The sequence below is a fragment of the Roseovarius sp. MBR-79 genome (assembly GCF_053628555.1).
The window spans coordinates 38,930-53,889 of the sequence record NZ_JBRJGP010000014.1; the positions used below are offsets into that span (position 1 = coordinate 38,930).

13 protein-coding genes are annotated in these 14,960 nt (G+C 66.3%); 9 read left to right on the forward strand and 4 right to left on the reverse strand.

The features are described 5' to 3' along the window. Positions 1-45: 45 nt before the first annotated feature. From upp to ACSSV8_RS14465, 3 genes are all read left to right on the forward strand, one after another. Positions 46-678, forward strand: coding sequence for a uracil phosphoribosyltransferase (gene upp / locus ACSSV8_RS14455; RefSeq protein ID WP_354539367.1), 633 nt, complete (start codon positions 46-48; stop codon positions 676-678). Positions 679-744: 66 nt separating this feature from the next. Beyond that, positions 745-2,235 (forward strand): SPOR domain-containing protein, encoded by a 1,491-nt coding sequence (locus tag ACSSV8_RS14460; protein ID WP_354539366.1) that lies wholly within the window; start codon positions 745-747, stop codon positions 2,233-2,235. A 210-nt stretch (positions 2,236-2,445) separates the two neighbouring features. Continuing rightward, positions 2,446-3,561: a DUF2235 domain-containing protein gene (locus ACSSV8_RS14465; RefSeq protein WP_454282917.1), complete on the forward strand. Its 1,116-nt coding sequence runs from the start codon at positions 2,446-2,448 to the stop codon at positions 3,559-3,561. Here ACSSV8_RS14465 and ACSSV8_RS14470 read toward each other — a convergent pair. Both ACSSV8_RS14470 and ACSSV8_RS14475 read right to left on the reverse strand, forming a co-directional pair. Continuing rightward, positions 3,545-4,024, reverse strand: coding sequence for a PaaI family thioesterase (locus ACSSV8_RS14470; protein WP_354539364.1), 480 nt, complete (start codon positions 4,022-4,024; stop codon positions 3,545-3,547). The genes ACSSV8_RS14465 and ACSSV8_RS14470 overlap by 17 nt on opposite strands. A 104-nt stretch (positions 4,025-4,128) precedes the next feature. Next, positions 4,129-4,518: a thiol-disulfide oxidoreductase DCC family protein gene (locus ACSSV8_RS14475; protein WP_454282918.1), complete on the reverse strand. Its 390-nt coding sequence runs from the start codon at positions 4,516-4,518 to the stop codon at positions 4,129-4,131. Positions 4,519-4,630: 112 nt separating this feature from the next. On the opposite strand from ACSSV8_RS14475, the gene ACSSV8_RS14480 reads away from it, so the two are divergent. The 6 genes from ACSSV8_RS14480 (at position 4,631) to ACSSV8_RS14505 (ending at position 13,221) form a co-directional block, all read left to right on the forward strand. Beyond that, positions 4,631-6,010, forward strand: a complete 1,380-nt coding sequence (locus ACSSV8_RS14480; RefSeq protein WP_454282919.1) for a trypsin-like peptidase domain-containing protein — start codon at positions 4,631-4,633, stop codon at positions 6,008-6,010. A gap of 3 nt (positions 6,011-6,013) precedes the next feature. After that, on the forward strand, positions 6,014-7,321 hold the full coding sequence (locus ACSSV8_RS14485) for a replication-associated recombination protein A (protein ID WP_454282920.1): 1,308 nt from the start codon (positions 6,014-6,016) through the stop codon (positions 7,319-7,321). Positions 7,322-7,537: 216 nt separating this feature from the next. Further along, positions 7,538-9,148, forward strand: coding sequence for an ABC transporter substrate-binding protein (locus ACSSV8_RS14490; protein WP_354539360.1), 1,611 nt, complete (start codon positions 7,538-7,540; stop codon positions 9,146-9,148). Positions 9,149-9,316: 168 nt separating this feature from the next. Further along, positions 9,317-10,273, forward strand: coding sequence for an ABC transporter permease (locus tag ACSSV8_RS14495; RefSeq protein ID WP_354539359.1), 957 nt, complete (start codon positions 9,317-9,319; stop codon positions 10,271-10,273). A 13-nt stretch (positions 10,274-10,286) separates the two neighbouring features. Further along, entirely contained in the window at positions 10,287-11,525 is a 1,239-nt protein-coding gene (locus ACSSV8_RS14500; protein WP_354539358.1) for an ABC transporter permease, read from the forward strand. A gap of 4 nt (positions 11,526-11,529) precedes the next feature. After that, complete coding sequence (locus tag ACSSV8_RS14505) at positions 11,530-13,221, forward strand: ABC transporter ATP-binding protein (RefSeq protein WP_454282921.1); 1,692 nt, start codon at positions 11,530-11,532, stop codon at positions 13,219-13,221. 51 nt (positions 13,222-13,272) lie between these two features. Here the strand turns inward: ACSSV8_RS14505 and ACSSV8_RS14510 are convergent, their stop codons facing one another. Then, complete coding sequence (locus ACSSV8_RS14510; protein ID WP_454282922.1) at positions 13,273-14,145, reverse strand: dimethyl sulfoxide reductase anchor subunit family protein; 873 nt, start codon at positions 14,143-14,145, stop codon at positions 13,273-13,275. A 1-nt stretch (position 14,146) separates the two neighbouring features. Next, positions 14,147-14,893 (reverse strand): 4Fe-4S dicluster domain-containing protein, encoded by a 747-nt coding sequence (locus ACSSV8_RS14515; RefSeq protein WP_354539355.1) that lies wholly within the window; start codon positions 14,891-14,893, stop codon positions 14,147-14,149. Positions 14,894-14,960 lie beyond the last annotated feature (67 nt).

The following is a 14,960-nucleotide window of genomic DNA, read 5'->3' on the forward strand; positions in this document are numbered from 1 at the left end:
GCATTTTCTGGAATGACACGCCAACCCGACCGCAAGAGGCCCGCCATGACCCAGCATCTGACCATCGTCGAGCACCCGCTTGTGCAGCACAAGCTGACCCTTATGCGGCAAAAGGAGACCTCGACCGCCGTGTTCCGCCAGTTGCTGCGCGAGATAAGCCAGCTTTTGGCCTATGAGGTCACGCGCAGCCTGCCGATGTCCACGCGCCCGATCGAGACCCCGCTGACCGAGATGGACGCGCCGGTGCTCGCCGGGCGAAAGCTCGCGCTCATTTCCATCCTGCGCGCGGGCAACGGACTTCTGGACGGGATGCTGGAGCTGATCCCGTCGGCGCGTGTGGGCTTTGTCGGGCTATACCGCGACGAGGAGACGTTGCAGCCGGTGAAATACTATTTCAAGGTGCCCGACCTGCTGGATCAGCGCCTGACCATCGTGGTCGATCCGATGCTCGCCACGGGCAATTCATCGGTTGCGGCGATTTCCATGCTCAAGGAGGCGGGCGCGCGCGATCTGCGCTTTCTGTGCCTTCTGGCCGCGCCCGAAGGTGTGGCGCGGATGCGCGAGGTGCATCCCGATGTGCCGGTCGTCACCGCCGCCCTCGACGAGCGGCTCAATGACAAGGGCTATATCCTGCCGGGACTAGGGGATGCGGGCGACCGCATGTTCGGCACCAAATAAGCTATTCACTGTTTACTCACTGCGCAAAATAAGGCAATCTTGCCATGTTTTGTTCGGGGGGACGACATGACGGTTTCCAGACTTGCGATCCTTGCCGCTGTCGCGGCCATTTCCGGTGCATCTGCCGCATCCGCACAATCGCTGCGCAACCTGTCCACGCCGGCAGAGTTTCCGCCATCGAGTTTCGCCGGAAATCAGTATGTTGACAGCAAGGGCTGTGTCTTCATCCGCGCCGGTGTCGGGGCGAACACCAATTGGGTCCCGCGCCTGACCGGCGCGCGCCAGCAGATGTGCGGATTCGAGCCGTCCCTTGCCCGTGCCGCGCCCGCCCCGCAACCGCAGGCCGCGCCGCAGACCCGGACGGCCACCGCCCCGGCCCCCCGCGCTCAGCGGGCACCGCAACCACAGGCCCGCGCACAGGCCCGCACCGCCGCACCCGCACCGCAAACCCGCACCGCAGCGGCCCCGGCCCCGAGCGCGCAGCAGCAGCCACCGCGCGCGGTGGCCACTGCTCCGGCACCGCGCCAGCAGGCGGCCCCGCAACAGACTGTCCGTGTCGCTGCGCCTGCGCCTGCGCCCGTGCGCGCCGCCGCGCCGGCACCGCAGGTGGTCCGGGTCGAGACCACGACCGTGCCCCCGCGCCCGACCGGCACCGCGCGCGTCCTGACCCCGCCCGATCCGGGCCGGACAGCCTGCGCCGGGGCCTCCGGTGTTTCTGCGGCCTATATGGTGCAGCACAACGGCTCGCCCGTGCGTTGCGGCCCGCAGGCGGCACCTTATGTCACCTATGCACGCGGCAGCGGAACGCGTGGGACCGTGGTTTCTGCCGCACCCCGCCCCGGCACCCGCGCCACGCCCGCCACCGTGCCGCCGCAAACCCGCATCGCGCCGCGCCAAGTCTATCAGGAGCAGGTCACGAGCCTTGCCGGGATCGCGGTGCCACCGGGGATGAAACCCGTCTGGGACGATGACCGCCTCAACCCGCAGCGCGCCCACCAGACGTTCGAGGGCAGGGAGCAGATGCAGGTGATGTGGACAAACACGGTGCCGCAGCGTCTGATCGACCGGCGCACCGGGGCGGATGTGATCCACAATTTCCCCGGCCTCCAGCCCCCGTTCACCAGTTTCGAGGAGCAGCGCGCCGCCGGTGTGCGCGTTGCCACGCGCGGGGTCTATGTGCCCGATCCGGTGACCGTGCGCAGAAGCGGGACGGGCGCGCCGCGCGCCACCGCAGTTGCGCGCGCGGCGCAATCCCCGGCCCCGCAGGCAGTGGCACAGGCCCCGGCGGCACCGAGCGCCACGGTCTCGACCCGCTCCGCGCCGGACGCCGCGCGGCCGCGCTATGTGCAGGCCGGGCTCTATGCCGACCCGGCACAGGCGCGCGCGGCCGCCGGACGGATCGCCGGGGCGGGCCTGCCGGCACGCCAGGGGACGTTGACACGGAACGGGCGCGACCTCACGCTGGTGCTCGCCGGTCCCTTTGCGTCACAGGCAGAGGCGCAACGCGGCGCGGCGCGGCTGTCGGGCATGGGATTCGCCAATCTCCGGCTGAGATGAGGCCCTGACGCCCGCATCGACGCCCGCATCGGGCTTCGGCGGGGGCAAGGGGCGCGCGTCGGGCCGCGAGGGCCGCCGTTCGCGGTCAAATGCCCTGCATGACGCCCTCGCGCGACTACAAATATCCGCGACATGTCGCTTTTTCGGCGTAATCCTGCATACATTGAAAAGAGAGCGCGACACGCGCGCCTGACCAAAAGCAGGTGAGCCATGCCCTGGCGTGACTGGACAAAGGCGATCTATGACTGGCTGCGCCCCGGCCCGACCGGAGAGCATACGGCCTTTGCCCATCGGCGCGGGCCGGTCAATCACGTGCTCATCCTCGACGGCACCATGTCGACGCTGGCCAAGGGCTATGAGACGAATGCGGGCCTCACCTTCAAATTGCTGCGCGAGGTGGCGGGGCCGGACCTGTCGCTGTTCTACGAGGCGGGGATTCAATGGCGCGACTGGCGTGCGACCGGCGATATCGTGCTGGGGCGCGGCATCAACCGGCAGATCCGCCGCGCCTATGGCTATCTGTCGAGCCGGTATCGCCCCGGCGACCGGATTTTCCTGCTGGGCTATTCGCGCGGGGCCTATGCGGTGCGCTCGCTGGCGGGGGTGATCGACCGGATCGGCCTGTTGCGATCGGAGGTGGCGACGGAGCGGAACGTGCAGGCGGCCTACCGTCACTATCAATGCCATCCCGATGGGGCGGCGGCGCGCGCCTTTGCGCAGGCCAATTGCCATGCCGATACCCATGTCGAAATGATCGGCGTCTGGGATACGGTCAAGGCGCTCGGCCTGCGCGTGCCGATCCTGTGGCGGTTCCGCGCGGACCGTCACGGGTTTCACAATCATCACCTCGGCCACACCACGCGTCACGGGTTTCACGCGCTGGCGCTCGATGAGACGCGGCGCGCCTATACGCCGGTGCTGTGGGAGTGCCCTCCCGGTTTCGACGGGCATGTGGAGCAGGTCTGGTTTCGCGGCTGCCATTCGGATGTGGGCGGGCAGTTATGCGGTGTTCATGCCGCGCGTCCGCTGGCGAATATCCCGCTGGTGTGGATGCTGGAGCGGATGGAGGGCTGTGCCTTGCCGCTGCCCGGGGACTGGCGCGCGCGGTTTCCGACTGATGTGGATGCGCCCTCGGTCGGCACATGGTTGGGCTGGAGCAAGATCCTGCTGCTGCGCGGCCCGCGCGTGGTGGGGCGCGACATGTCCGAGCGCCTCCACGAGAGTGTGACCGGCCCCTTGCGGCGCGGCTGGCGCGGTCCGCGCCTCACCGGGCGGCTCAGCGAGACGGCGGATGTCCCGGCGCCGGGCGTTACCCGGGACGCATGACAAGGCAGGTGGTGGAGCCGGTGGCGTAGAGCCGGCCGTCCTCGATCCCGCGCAATTCCCCCATGGCGACGGCGGTAGAGCGGCCCTTGTGCTGGATGAGGCCGGTGGCGCGCACGGGCAGATCAAGCGGCAGGGCGCGGGCGATGTTCACCTTGAATTCCAGCGTGGTATAAAGCTCTCCGCGTTCCAGTTCGGTCATCACCGCGCAGCCCATGCAACTGTCGAGAATGGCCCCATACCAGCCGCCATGCACGCCCCCCATCGGGTTCATCGCGTCGAAGGTGGCGGCCCCCTCGAACGCCACCCGCCCGCGCGCGGCCTCGGTTGGCGCAAAGCCGAGCGTGCGCCCGATGGGCGGCTGTGGCAGGCGGCCCGCGATCATGTCTTCGATGAAATTCAGCCCCGTGCGCGTGAGGATCGCGTCGCGGCCGGGCAGGTCGGCGGGGGAGGCGGCAAAGGTCATGGCGTGGTCTCCGGTCGGTGATCCCTGCCTTGGTAGGCAAAGCCGGGACGGTCGGCAACCGCCCAGTCGGCAACCGCCCAGTCGCCAACCGCCCGGTCGCCGGATCAGGCGTCGCAACCTCTCGCGCGGGCCTGCCGCCGCTTGTGGCGCGCATAGATGATCCGCGCCACGATATGGGTATAGCCCCAGCGGCACAGGTGACAGACCCCCGGCACCCGCCCGATCCGCGCCAGCCAGCGATAGCGCGGCATCTGGTCCCAGAGCACCAGAAAGGCGTCGAAACCCACATGGAGCCGCCCCTCGTGCAGCACATGCAACAGGCGCGCGGCCTCGTCTTCGGTCACGCCCCAACGGTCAAGATCGGTGCGGTTGAGATCGTCAAACGCAATTGGCAGGGCCGCGCGCGCGGCATAGCCCTCATAGACGGCCATCTCGGATTTGCAGACCGGGCAATCGCCGTTGAAGAGCGCGCGGGTATGGGGGGCGGTGGTCATGGTTGAGCTTCCTTTCAGTCGTGGAAGTGGCGCGCCGCCCGATCATGTCCAGAGGCCGATTGCCGCAGCGCGCGCTTGCAAATGCGGGGGGGCGCGCGCATATCCTGCGGGCATGACACGGATCCTCACGCTTTGCGCGGTGCTCTGGACCGCGCTTTTCGCCCCGGCCCTGGCGCAAGTGCCCCAGAGCCGCGCAGAAATGTCGCTCAGCTTTGCCCCGGTGGTGCGCGAGGCCGCCCCGGCAGTGGTCAATATCTACGCCAGCCGCGTGGTCGCCGCGCGCGCCAGCCCGTTCCGGGGCGATCCGTTCTTCGAGCGGTTCTTTCAGGATTTTGGCGCGACGCGCCCACGGGTGCAGAACTCGCTTGGCTCGGGCGTGATCCTGTCGTCGGACGGCATCGTTGTCTCGAACTATCACGTTGTGGGCGAGGCCACGGAAATCCGCGTGGTGCTCAATGACCGGCGCGAATATGCGGCAAGGGTGCTTCTGGGCGATGAGGAGGCGGATCTGGCGGTGCTTCAGGTCGAGGGTGCGCCGGTGTTGCCCGCGCTCGAGTTGCGCGACAGCGATACGGTCGAAGTGGGCGAGTTGGTGCTGGCCATCGGCAACCCGTTCGGCGTGGGCCAGACCGTGAGTAGCGGGATCGTGTCGGGGCTGGCGCGCTCAGGCACGGCCATGGGCAATGCGCGCGGCTATTTCATCCAGACCGATGCGCCGATCAATCCGGGCAATTCCGGCGGCGCGCTGGTCGATATCAATGGACGGCTCATCGGCATCAACACGGCGATCCTGTCACGTTCGGGCGGCTCGAACGGGATCGGCTTTGCCATTCCCTCGGGCCTTGTGGCGCAGTTCGTGGCGCAGGCGCGGGCGGGCAAGGCGGAGTTTGCGCGGCCCTGGGCGGGCCTGGGCGGTCAGCCGGTGACGCCCGATGTGGCCGAGGGGCTGGGGCTTGCGCGGCCCGATGGCATCGTGATCTCGCAGGTTCATCCGCAGAGCGGCTTTGCCGGGGTGTTGCGCCCCGGCGATGTGGTGGCGGCGGTGGATGGCGCGCCCGTCAACAGCCCTGCCGAGATGGTTTACCGCCTGTCGCTGGCCGGGATCGGGGCAGAGGCCAGGATCACCCGGCTGCGCGAGGGCGAGGAGGAAGAGATCACGGTGGGTCTGATCGCCGCGCCGGATGATCCGCCGCGCAACCGTATCGTCACGGGGCCGCGCGCGGCATTGCCGGAGGTCACGCTTGTCACCATCAACCCGGCGGTGATTGACGCCTTTCGCCTGCCGCTCTCGGCGGAGGGGGTTCTGGTCGAGGCACCGGGGCCCTACGGGGCGCGGGCAGGCTTGCGGGCAGGGGACATCCTGCGCGGCGTGAATGGGGCCGGGACGCGCGACAGCGCCGGGGCGGCGCGGGCGCTGGAGGCGGCGGGGCGCGGTCTGATCCTCGATGTGGAGCGTGTCGGGCGGCGGATCGCGCTGCGGCTGAGGCGCTAGGCGGTGGCGGACCTTTTCGACGGCGACACCCCCGCGCCCCGCGCCGCCCCGCCGCGCCCGCTTGCGGACCGGTTGCGCCCGCGCACGCTCACAGAGGTGATCGGGCAGGATCAGGTGCTGGGACCGGAGGCCCCGCTTGGCGTGATGCTGGCCTCGGGCAGTCTCGGCTCGCTCATCCTCTGGGGGCCGCCGGGGGTGGGCAAGACCACCATCGCGCGGCTTCTGGCCGCCGAGACGGACCTGCATTTCGTGCAGATCAGCGCGATTTTCACCGGCGTGCCGGAATTGCGGCGCGTGTTCGACGAGGCGCGGCACCGGCGCGGCAACGATCAGGGCACGCTTCTCTTCGTCGATGAGATCCACCGCTTCAACAAGGCGCAGCAGGACGGGTTCCTGCCGCATATGGAGGATGGCACGATCCTTCTGGTGGGGGCGACGACGGAAAACCCGTCCTTCGAGTTGAACGCGGCGCTTTTGAGCCGGGCGCAGGTGCTGGTGCTGGAGCGGCTGTCGCTGGCGGATCTGGAGCGGTTGGCGCAGCGGGCGGAAAAGGAGCTGGGCCGCGCGCTGCCGCTGGATGGCCCGGCGCGCGAGGCGCTGCTGGAGATGGCCGATGGCGACGGGCGCGCGCTTCTGAACCTGATCGAGCAGGTGGCGGCGTGGAAGGTCGAGGGCCGGCTGGACAGTGCCGCGTTGGCCGCGCGGCTGATGAAGCGCGCGGCGCAGTATGACAAGTCAGGCGACGCGCATTACAACCTGATTTCGGCGCTGCACAAATCGGTGCGCGGCTCGGACCCGGATGCGGCGCTTTACTGGCTGGCGCGGATGCTGGCGGGGGGCGAGGACCCGCGTTATCTGGCGCGGCGGATCACGCGCATGGCGATCGAGGATATCGGGCTGGCTGATCCGCAGGCGCAGAGCATTTGTCTGCACGCCTGGGAGGTCTATGAACGGCTGGGCAGCCCCGAGGGCGACCTGGCGCTTGGTCAGGCGGTGATCTACCTTGCGCTCGCGCCCAAGTCGAACGCGGGCTATGCGGCGTTCAAGGCGGCGCTGCGTGAGGCAAAACGCACGGGCAGCGCGCCGCCGCCCAAGCACATCTTGAACGCGCCCACCCGGTTGATGAAAGAGCAGGGCTATGGCGCGGGCTATGCCTATGACCACGATGAGGAAGACGGGTTCTCGGGGCAGAATTACTTTCCCGAAGGGATGAAGCGGCCTGTCCTCTACACCCCGCCCGAGCGCGGTTTCGAGCGCGAATTGAAGAAACGACTCGATTATTTCGCCAGGCTGCGCGCGCGGAAGGGGTGATCTTTTCGTCGGATTTGTCGGGCGATGTCGTTTTCTGACATGCCCCTTTAAGACAAAAACCTTCGCCTCAAGGGTGGCAACCCCGGAAATTTCGTGTTTTGATACAGTCATGTCGTTTTTGAGCATCCAGACAGACCCCCTGGCTAGGAAGCTGAAGTCCAAGGCCGCGCCTGCGCGTCTTGCAACGACAGATCAACCAAAAAACAGGGAAAACACATGACCAGGAAAACCGACCAGATGTTGATGGACAAGCTGGCGATGGCGGCCCGTTCGGGCAGCATCTCGCGCCGCTCGTTCATGCACTATGCCGCCGTGGCGGGGGTGACCACCTCTGCCGCGACCGGGCTTTGGACCAAATCCGCCGCCGCGGCACCGCAGCGCGGCGGCACATTCCGCTGGGGCGTGCATGACGGCAACACCTCGGACACACATGACCCGGGCACCTATGTGACCCGGCAGATGATCTATCTGGCCCATACCTATCGCAGCTACCTGACGATGATCACGCCGGAAAACGCGCTCGGCCCGGATCTCGCCACCGGCTGGGAGGCAAGCCCCGACGCCGCGGAATGGACCTTCTCGCTCAATGAGAACGCCACTTTCCACAGTGGCCGGAAATGCACGTCTGCCGACGTGGTGGCGAGCTTCAATCATCACCGCGGCGATGACAGCACCTCGGCGGCCAAGGCGCTTCTGAGCGATGTGACCGACATTCGCGCCGATGGCGATTACAAGGTTGTCTTCACGCTGTCGCGCGGCAATGCCGACCTGCCCTGGCTGATGACCGACTATCACTTTGCCATTTGTCCGGCCAATGACGACGGGTCGATCAACTGGCAGTCGGGTGACGGCACCGGACCCTACAAGATCGAGACCGGCAATTTCGGTATTCAGTGGGAACTCTCGCGCCACGATGGCTGGCACGGCGAGGGGGCTTATTTCGACAGGGTCAACATGATCGTGCTCAACGACCCCAACGCGCGCCAGACCGCTCTTGTGACGGGCGATGTGGACGCGGTCTCGCTCATCGAGCTCAAGACCATGGCGCTGTTGCAGCGCAACCCCGACATCAACGTGGAAAACGTCCCCTCAGGCGGGGCGATCACCATGCCGATGTTCTGCGACACGGCACCCTTCAGCGATGTGCGCGTGCGCACCGCGCTCAAGCTGGCGATGGACCGCGACGAGATCATCGAGAAGATCGCGTTCGGCGCGGCCACCAAGGGCAACGATTTCCACCTCTCGCCGGTCCAGCCCTATTGGCCCGACGACATCCCGCAGCGCGCGTATGACCCGGACCAGGCGAAATCGCTGCTGAAAGAGGCTGGTCACGACGGGCTTTCGGTCAACATGTCGGTGGCCGAGACCGTCTATACCGGCGCGGTGGACATGTGCGTGCTCTATGCCGAACAGGCCAAGGCGGCGGGCATCAACATCAACGTCGTGCGCGAGCCGAATGATGGCTACTACTCCGATGTGTGGCTGAAAAAGCCGTTCTCGGCCGTATCCTGGGGCGCGCGCCCGACGCCGGACGTGATGTTCACGCTGGCCTACAAGGACGATGCCGCCTGGAACGAAAGCCGCTGGCAGAACGAGCGGTTCAACGAGCTGCTGCTCAAGGCCAAGGCAGAGCTTGACGACACCCTGCGCGGCGAGATGTATCGCGAGATGTGCCTGCTCATGCGCGATGATGGGGGCACGTTGCTGCCCTTCTTCAACAACTGGGTCTATGCGCGCGGCAAGGGCGTCGAGCGTGCCGAGAACATCGCGGCAAGCTGGGAGTGCGACGGCGCACGCGCTGCGAGCCGCTGGTGGTTCTCGGCCTGATCGCGGCCCATTGAGACGGGTTCGGCCCCCTGAAGCGGGGGCCGGACGCCCATTTTGGCGGGAAGCCGGGAAAAAAACGGCACCGCCCACGAAAAAAGCCGCTACGCTGGTCGCATGAGTCTGCGCGACGTCGCGGGCCAAGAAAAAGAATAACAACAGGAGGGAAAGATGGGGGATATCCTTGGGCTGGTCGCCAAGCGGCTTGGTCTGGGACTGGTCATTTTGCTGATCATTTCCGTGATCATCTTCTTCATGGTCGAGCTTTTGCCCGGCGATATCGCGCAGGCCGTGCTGGGGCAGGGGGCGACACCCGAAAACCTGGCCGCGCTGCGCAAGGAGATGGGGCTCGATCAGCCGGCCATCGTGCGGTATCTGGACTGGCTTTCGGGCGCGGTGATGCTCGATTTCGGCAATTCCATCGTCACCGGCGCGAGCGTCTCGGAGACCATCGGCGAGCGGTTCGCCAACACGCTGTTCCTCGCCACCTACGCGGCGGCCATCGCGGTGCCGATCTCGATCATCCTCGGGGTGCTGGTGGCGCTGGCGCGCAACTCGATCTTCGACCGGGTGGCGAACGTGGCGACGCTGACCTCGATCTCCTCCCCCGAGTTTTTCCTCGGTTACATCCTCATCCTCTATCTCGCGGTCAAGACGGGCATGTTCCCGGCCATCGCAAGCCTGCGGGAGGGGATGGATTTCTGGGATCTGCTTTACCGCACCTTCCTGCCGGCGCTGACGCTGGTGCTGGTGGTGACGGCGCATATGATGCGCATGACGCGGGCGGCGATCATCAACCTTCTGGCAAGCCCCTATATCGAGATGGCGCGCCTCAAGGGCACACCGCCCTGGAAGGTGATCGTGAAACACGCGCTGCCCAATGCCTGGGCGCCGATCATCAACGTGGTGGCGCTCAACCTCGCGTATCTCATCACCGGCGTGGTGCTGGTGGAGGTGGTGTTCGTCTATCCGGGCATCGGTCAGGCGCTGGTCGATGCGGTCAGCAAGCGCGATTTCCCGGTGGTTCAGGCGTGTTGCCTGATCTTTGCGGCGACGTTCATCCTGCTCAACCTCGCGGCGGATGTTGGGGCAATCCTCACCAATCCGCGCCTGCGGCATCCGAAATAAGGGGGGCAGAGACATGAGCGTTTTCGTCATCATCTACTATACTCTGCTTCTCGGCGCGTCCTGCCTTGCGGCCTATTTCAACAAGCGGTCGGCGTTTTTGCTGATCTTCTCGCTCACGCTGGTCTCCTTCGTGCTGGGGATCGTGGGCGGGGTGGGCGCGCTGCGCGGCGTGGCCATTGCGGCGGGCTTGCTGGCGCTGGCGGCGATGGTGTCCTATGCCTTCCGCGAGTTCCTGATTGCCATCGCCTCGCACAACATGGCCAAGGAGTTGCGCACCGCGCCGCTGACGGCAGCCTTTGGCATGTTCGTGATCTTCACCTATGCCATCGCGGGCATCTTCGCCCCCTGGATCGCGCCCTTCGGCGAGGCGCAGGTGATTTCCTCGGCCTTCGCTCCGGCGGATGAGAACATGCTGCTGGGGGCCGATCAGCTTGGCCGCGACATGTTCAGCCGCATCATCTATGGCGCGCGCAACACGGTGGCACTGGCGCTGGCGGGGACGGTTCTGGCCTTCACGCTGGGGGCGATGGCGGGGCTTCTGGCGGCGACCACGGGGGGTTATTTCGATCAGTTCCTCGGGCGCATGTCCGACGTGATCATGTCGATCCCGTCCTTGATCTTCGCGCTCTTGATGCTGTCGATCTTTGGCGGCGAATTGGCCAACGACACCACGAGCTTCTGGCTCCTGACCGGGTTCGCGGTGCTGGTGGGGCTCTTGTTCGTCACGGCGGTGGCGGAGGGCAATATCCTGTCCTGGGTCATCGGGCTTGCGATCATGGTCGGGGTGGCGGTGGCCTTTGCCGGGGGGATGTTGGTCATCTTCAACCCCTCCGAGATCATCCTCGTGCTGGTCGTGGCGGTGATCTACAGCCCGCGCGTGTTCCGACTGACGCGGGCGGTCGCGGGCAACGTGGTGGTGATGGATTATATCGAGGCGGCCAAGCTGCGGGGCGAGCGGCGCTGGTATCTGATCCGCCGCGAGATCCTGCCCAACTCGGCCGCGCCGCTGGTGGCGGAATTCGGCCTTGAATTCTGCTTCGTGTTCCTGCTCATCGCGGGGCTTTCGTTCCTCGGCCTCGGGATTCAGCCGCCAACGGCGGATTGGGGCTCGATGGTGCGCGAGAATGCGACGCTGATTTCGTTCGGCGAACTGACCCCGCTCATCCCGGCCGCGGCCATCGCGCTTTTGACGGTGGCGGTCAACTTCGTGGTGGACTGGATGCTCTACCGCTCCTCCGGCCTGAAGGTGTGAACCCATGATCAAGAAAAAAGACGTTCTTCTCAAAATCCGTGACCTGAAGATCGAGGGCTATTCGGACGAGACCTGGGTGCCGATCATCAAGGGGGTGGATCTGACGCTCCACCGGGGCGAGGTGATGGGCCTCATCGGCGAGTCGGGGGCGGGCAAGTCCACCATCGGGGCGGCCTGCATGGGCTATGCCCGTGACGGTACGCGCATCTCGAACGGGTCGATCGAGTTCGACGGGATGGAGTTGACCACCGCAACCGAGGCCGACCGGCGGATGCTGCGCGGTTCGCGCATCGCCTATGTCGCGCAATCGGCGGCAGCCTCGTTCAACCCGGCGCACAAGATCATCGACCAGCACACCGAGGCGCCGCTGCAATACCGGCTCAAGAAACGGCTGGAGGCGCAGGAAGACGCGATGGAGCTTTATGAAAAGCTGCGCCTGCCCAATCCGCAGGAAATCGGCTTTCGCTATCCGCATCAGGTCTCGGGCGGGCAGTTGCAGCGCGCGATGACCGCGATGGCGATGTCGTGCCGCCCCGATCTCATCATCTTCGACGAGCCGACGACCGCGCTGGACGTGACCACGCAGATCGAGGTTCTGGCCGCGATCCGCGATATCGTCGACGAGTTCAACACAGCGGCGATCTACATCACCCACGATCTGGCGGTCGTGGCGCAGATGGCCGACACGATCAAGGTGCTGCTCAAGGGCGAAGAGGTCGAGGAGGCCCCGACCAAGGAGATGCTCGACAACCCGCAGGAGGAATATACCAAATCCCTCTGGGCGGTCCGCAGCTTTGAAAGCCCGCAGAAACATCGCCCCAAGGACGGCGTGCCGCTCATTTCCGTGCGCCATGTCGATGCGGCCTATACCAAGGGCGAGAAGATCCTCGATGATGTGAGTTTCGACATTTACGAGGGCATGACCGTGGCCGTGGTGGGCGAATCCGGCTCGGGCAAATCCACCACCGCGCGTGTGATCACCGGGCTGTTGCCACCGATGAAGGGCGAGGTGCTGTTCAAGGGCACGCCGTTCCCGCCGGATTATCGCAACCGCACCAAGGACCAGTTGCGCCAGTGCCAGATGATCTATCAGATGGCCGATACCGCGCTCAATCCGAAGCTCAGGATCTCGGAACTTATCGGGCGGCCGGCGCAGTTCTATGGCGGGCTGAAGGGTGTCGCTCTCAAGAACCGGGTGGATGCCCTTCTTGACATGATCGAGCTTGAGCCGTCGCAATATTACAACCGCTATCCGACCGAGCTTTCGGGCGGGCAGAAACAGCGCATCGGCATCGCCCGCGCGCTCGCCGCCGAGCCCAGCTTCATCGTCTGCGACGAGGTGACATCGGCGCTCGATCAGCTTGTCGCCGAGGGCATTTTGCGCCTGCTCGACCGGCTGCAACGGGACCTGAACCTCGCTTACATGTTCATCACGCACGATCTTGCGACCGTGCGTTCCATCGCCGACGAGGTGGTGGTGATGCAGCATGGCAAGGTGGTGGAGCAGGGGCCCAAGGACGACATGTTCACGCCGCCGCACCATCCCTATACCGACCTTCTGCTGAGTTCGGTGCCCGAGATGGACCCCAACTGGCTGACCACGCTGCTGGAAGAGCGTGGCATCGACAATGTGGGCGACGCGGCCGCGGCCCGCCTTGATCCGAAGGACCCCAAGCTGACGGGGGCCAATGCCTGACCGGCTTGCCCCGGCCTTCTATGATGCAGGACCGGGGCAGGGATCCGGGCGCTACCTCTTGCCGTAATAGAGGCCGACCACATGCTCGGCCTCGGCGAAGAACAGCCAGCGTGAGGCGGCGATGCCCGCAAGATGACTGACCACGGCAAGGGCAGCAAGCGCATGGCCGAAAGGCAGGGCGAGCAACACCACCGGCACCGCATACCCAAGCGCCAGCGCGATCACACGCAGGCGTGCGGCATGTTTGCGCCCGACCTCGTGGACCATCTCGCGCAGAAGGTAGTTCGTGCCGGTATGGGGCGGCGCAAAGCTGCGCACGGTGCCGATGCGCCCCAGCCCCGTGGCGCTTGCCATGTCGGTCGCGCTCTCGGCCAGGGCCCGGTCGCCCCGCCGCCACCAGATGAGTTGCACCAGCCCCGCGAGCGCCAATAGCGCCATCGCTGCCGTGACCTGTCCCGCCAGCAGCGCCCCGCCGCCGAGCGCGATGGTGATGAAGAGGGCCGGGGTGAGCGGGCTTTGCCAGCGCGGCATCGTGCGCAACTGCGCATAGATCATCGAGGTGGTGAAGACGGTGCCGAGGCTGAGGGCCGCCCCAAGCCACCCAAGCGGTGCCAGCCGCGTGCCGAAAAACACCAGCCCCGCGCCATAGGCCCCCATGCTCAGAAGGGCCGCCACCGCGCAGACGCCTTCGCGGCTGAGCCAGCTTGACCGCCACTGGCTGAACGCCTTCCACGCGCGTTCGGGGTGGCCGAGATGGAAGGTCGAGGCCATGAGACCGCCCGCCGCGAGCGCGAAGGCGATGGCGAAAAAGACGAAGGCCACCCAGCCGGTGACGGCAGGCAGGCCGAGACCCAGCCAGAAGAGCAGGCCGAAGCCCGCGCCGGAGAGAGTGGTAAAGGCGATGACGGACGGGGCCGGGTGCATGTCAGAGCCTTTCCAGCGCGCGGTCGAGCCAGCCGAGAAAGCCCGTGGGCTCTGCCGCCACGGGGGCCAGCAAGGGGGCGAGCACGTCCACCTCGTCCAGCCGGTCGCGCGGGCGCGGCGGCAGGTATTTGTTCACGGGCTTCGTGCCCTGTTCGGGCATGAGGTCCATGCCGCCGCGTGTCGCCACAAGCTTCGAGACATCGCTCTCGGGGTCGCCCAGATCGCCGAAATGGCGCGCACCCGCAGGGCAGGTGCGCACGCAGGCGGGCACCCGGTCCACCTCCGGCAGGTTCTCGTTATAGATGCGGTCCACGCAGAGCGTGCATTTCTTCATCACGCCCTCGGCCTGATCCATCTCGCGTGCGCCGTAGGGGCAGGCCCAGGCACAGAGGCCGCAGCCGATGCAATCGCTCTCGTTGACCAGAACGATCCCGTCCTCCACGCGCTTGTAGCTCGCGCCCGTGGGGCAGACGGTGACGCAAGGCGCATCCTCGCAATGCAGGCAGGATTTGGGGAAATGCACGAGTTGCGCGGTGCCGGTCGCGGGCTGCACCTCGTAGCTGTGGATGCGGTTGAGGAAAGTGCCGGAGGGGGCGGCACCGTAGGGGTCCTGATCGCTGAGGGGCGCGCCGTAATTCTCGGTGTTCCAGCCTTTGCAGGCGATAACACAGGCATGACAGCCGACGCAGGTGTCAAGGTCGATCACGAGGCCGAGTTTGCGGGTGGTGGCTTCGGGAAGCGTGGTCATGGTCAGCCCTCGCTCTGGTGGTTGGGGGTGGACTGGGGCGCTGCCCCAGACCCCGGGATATTTCGGG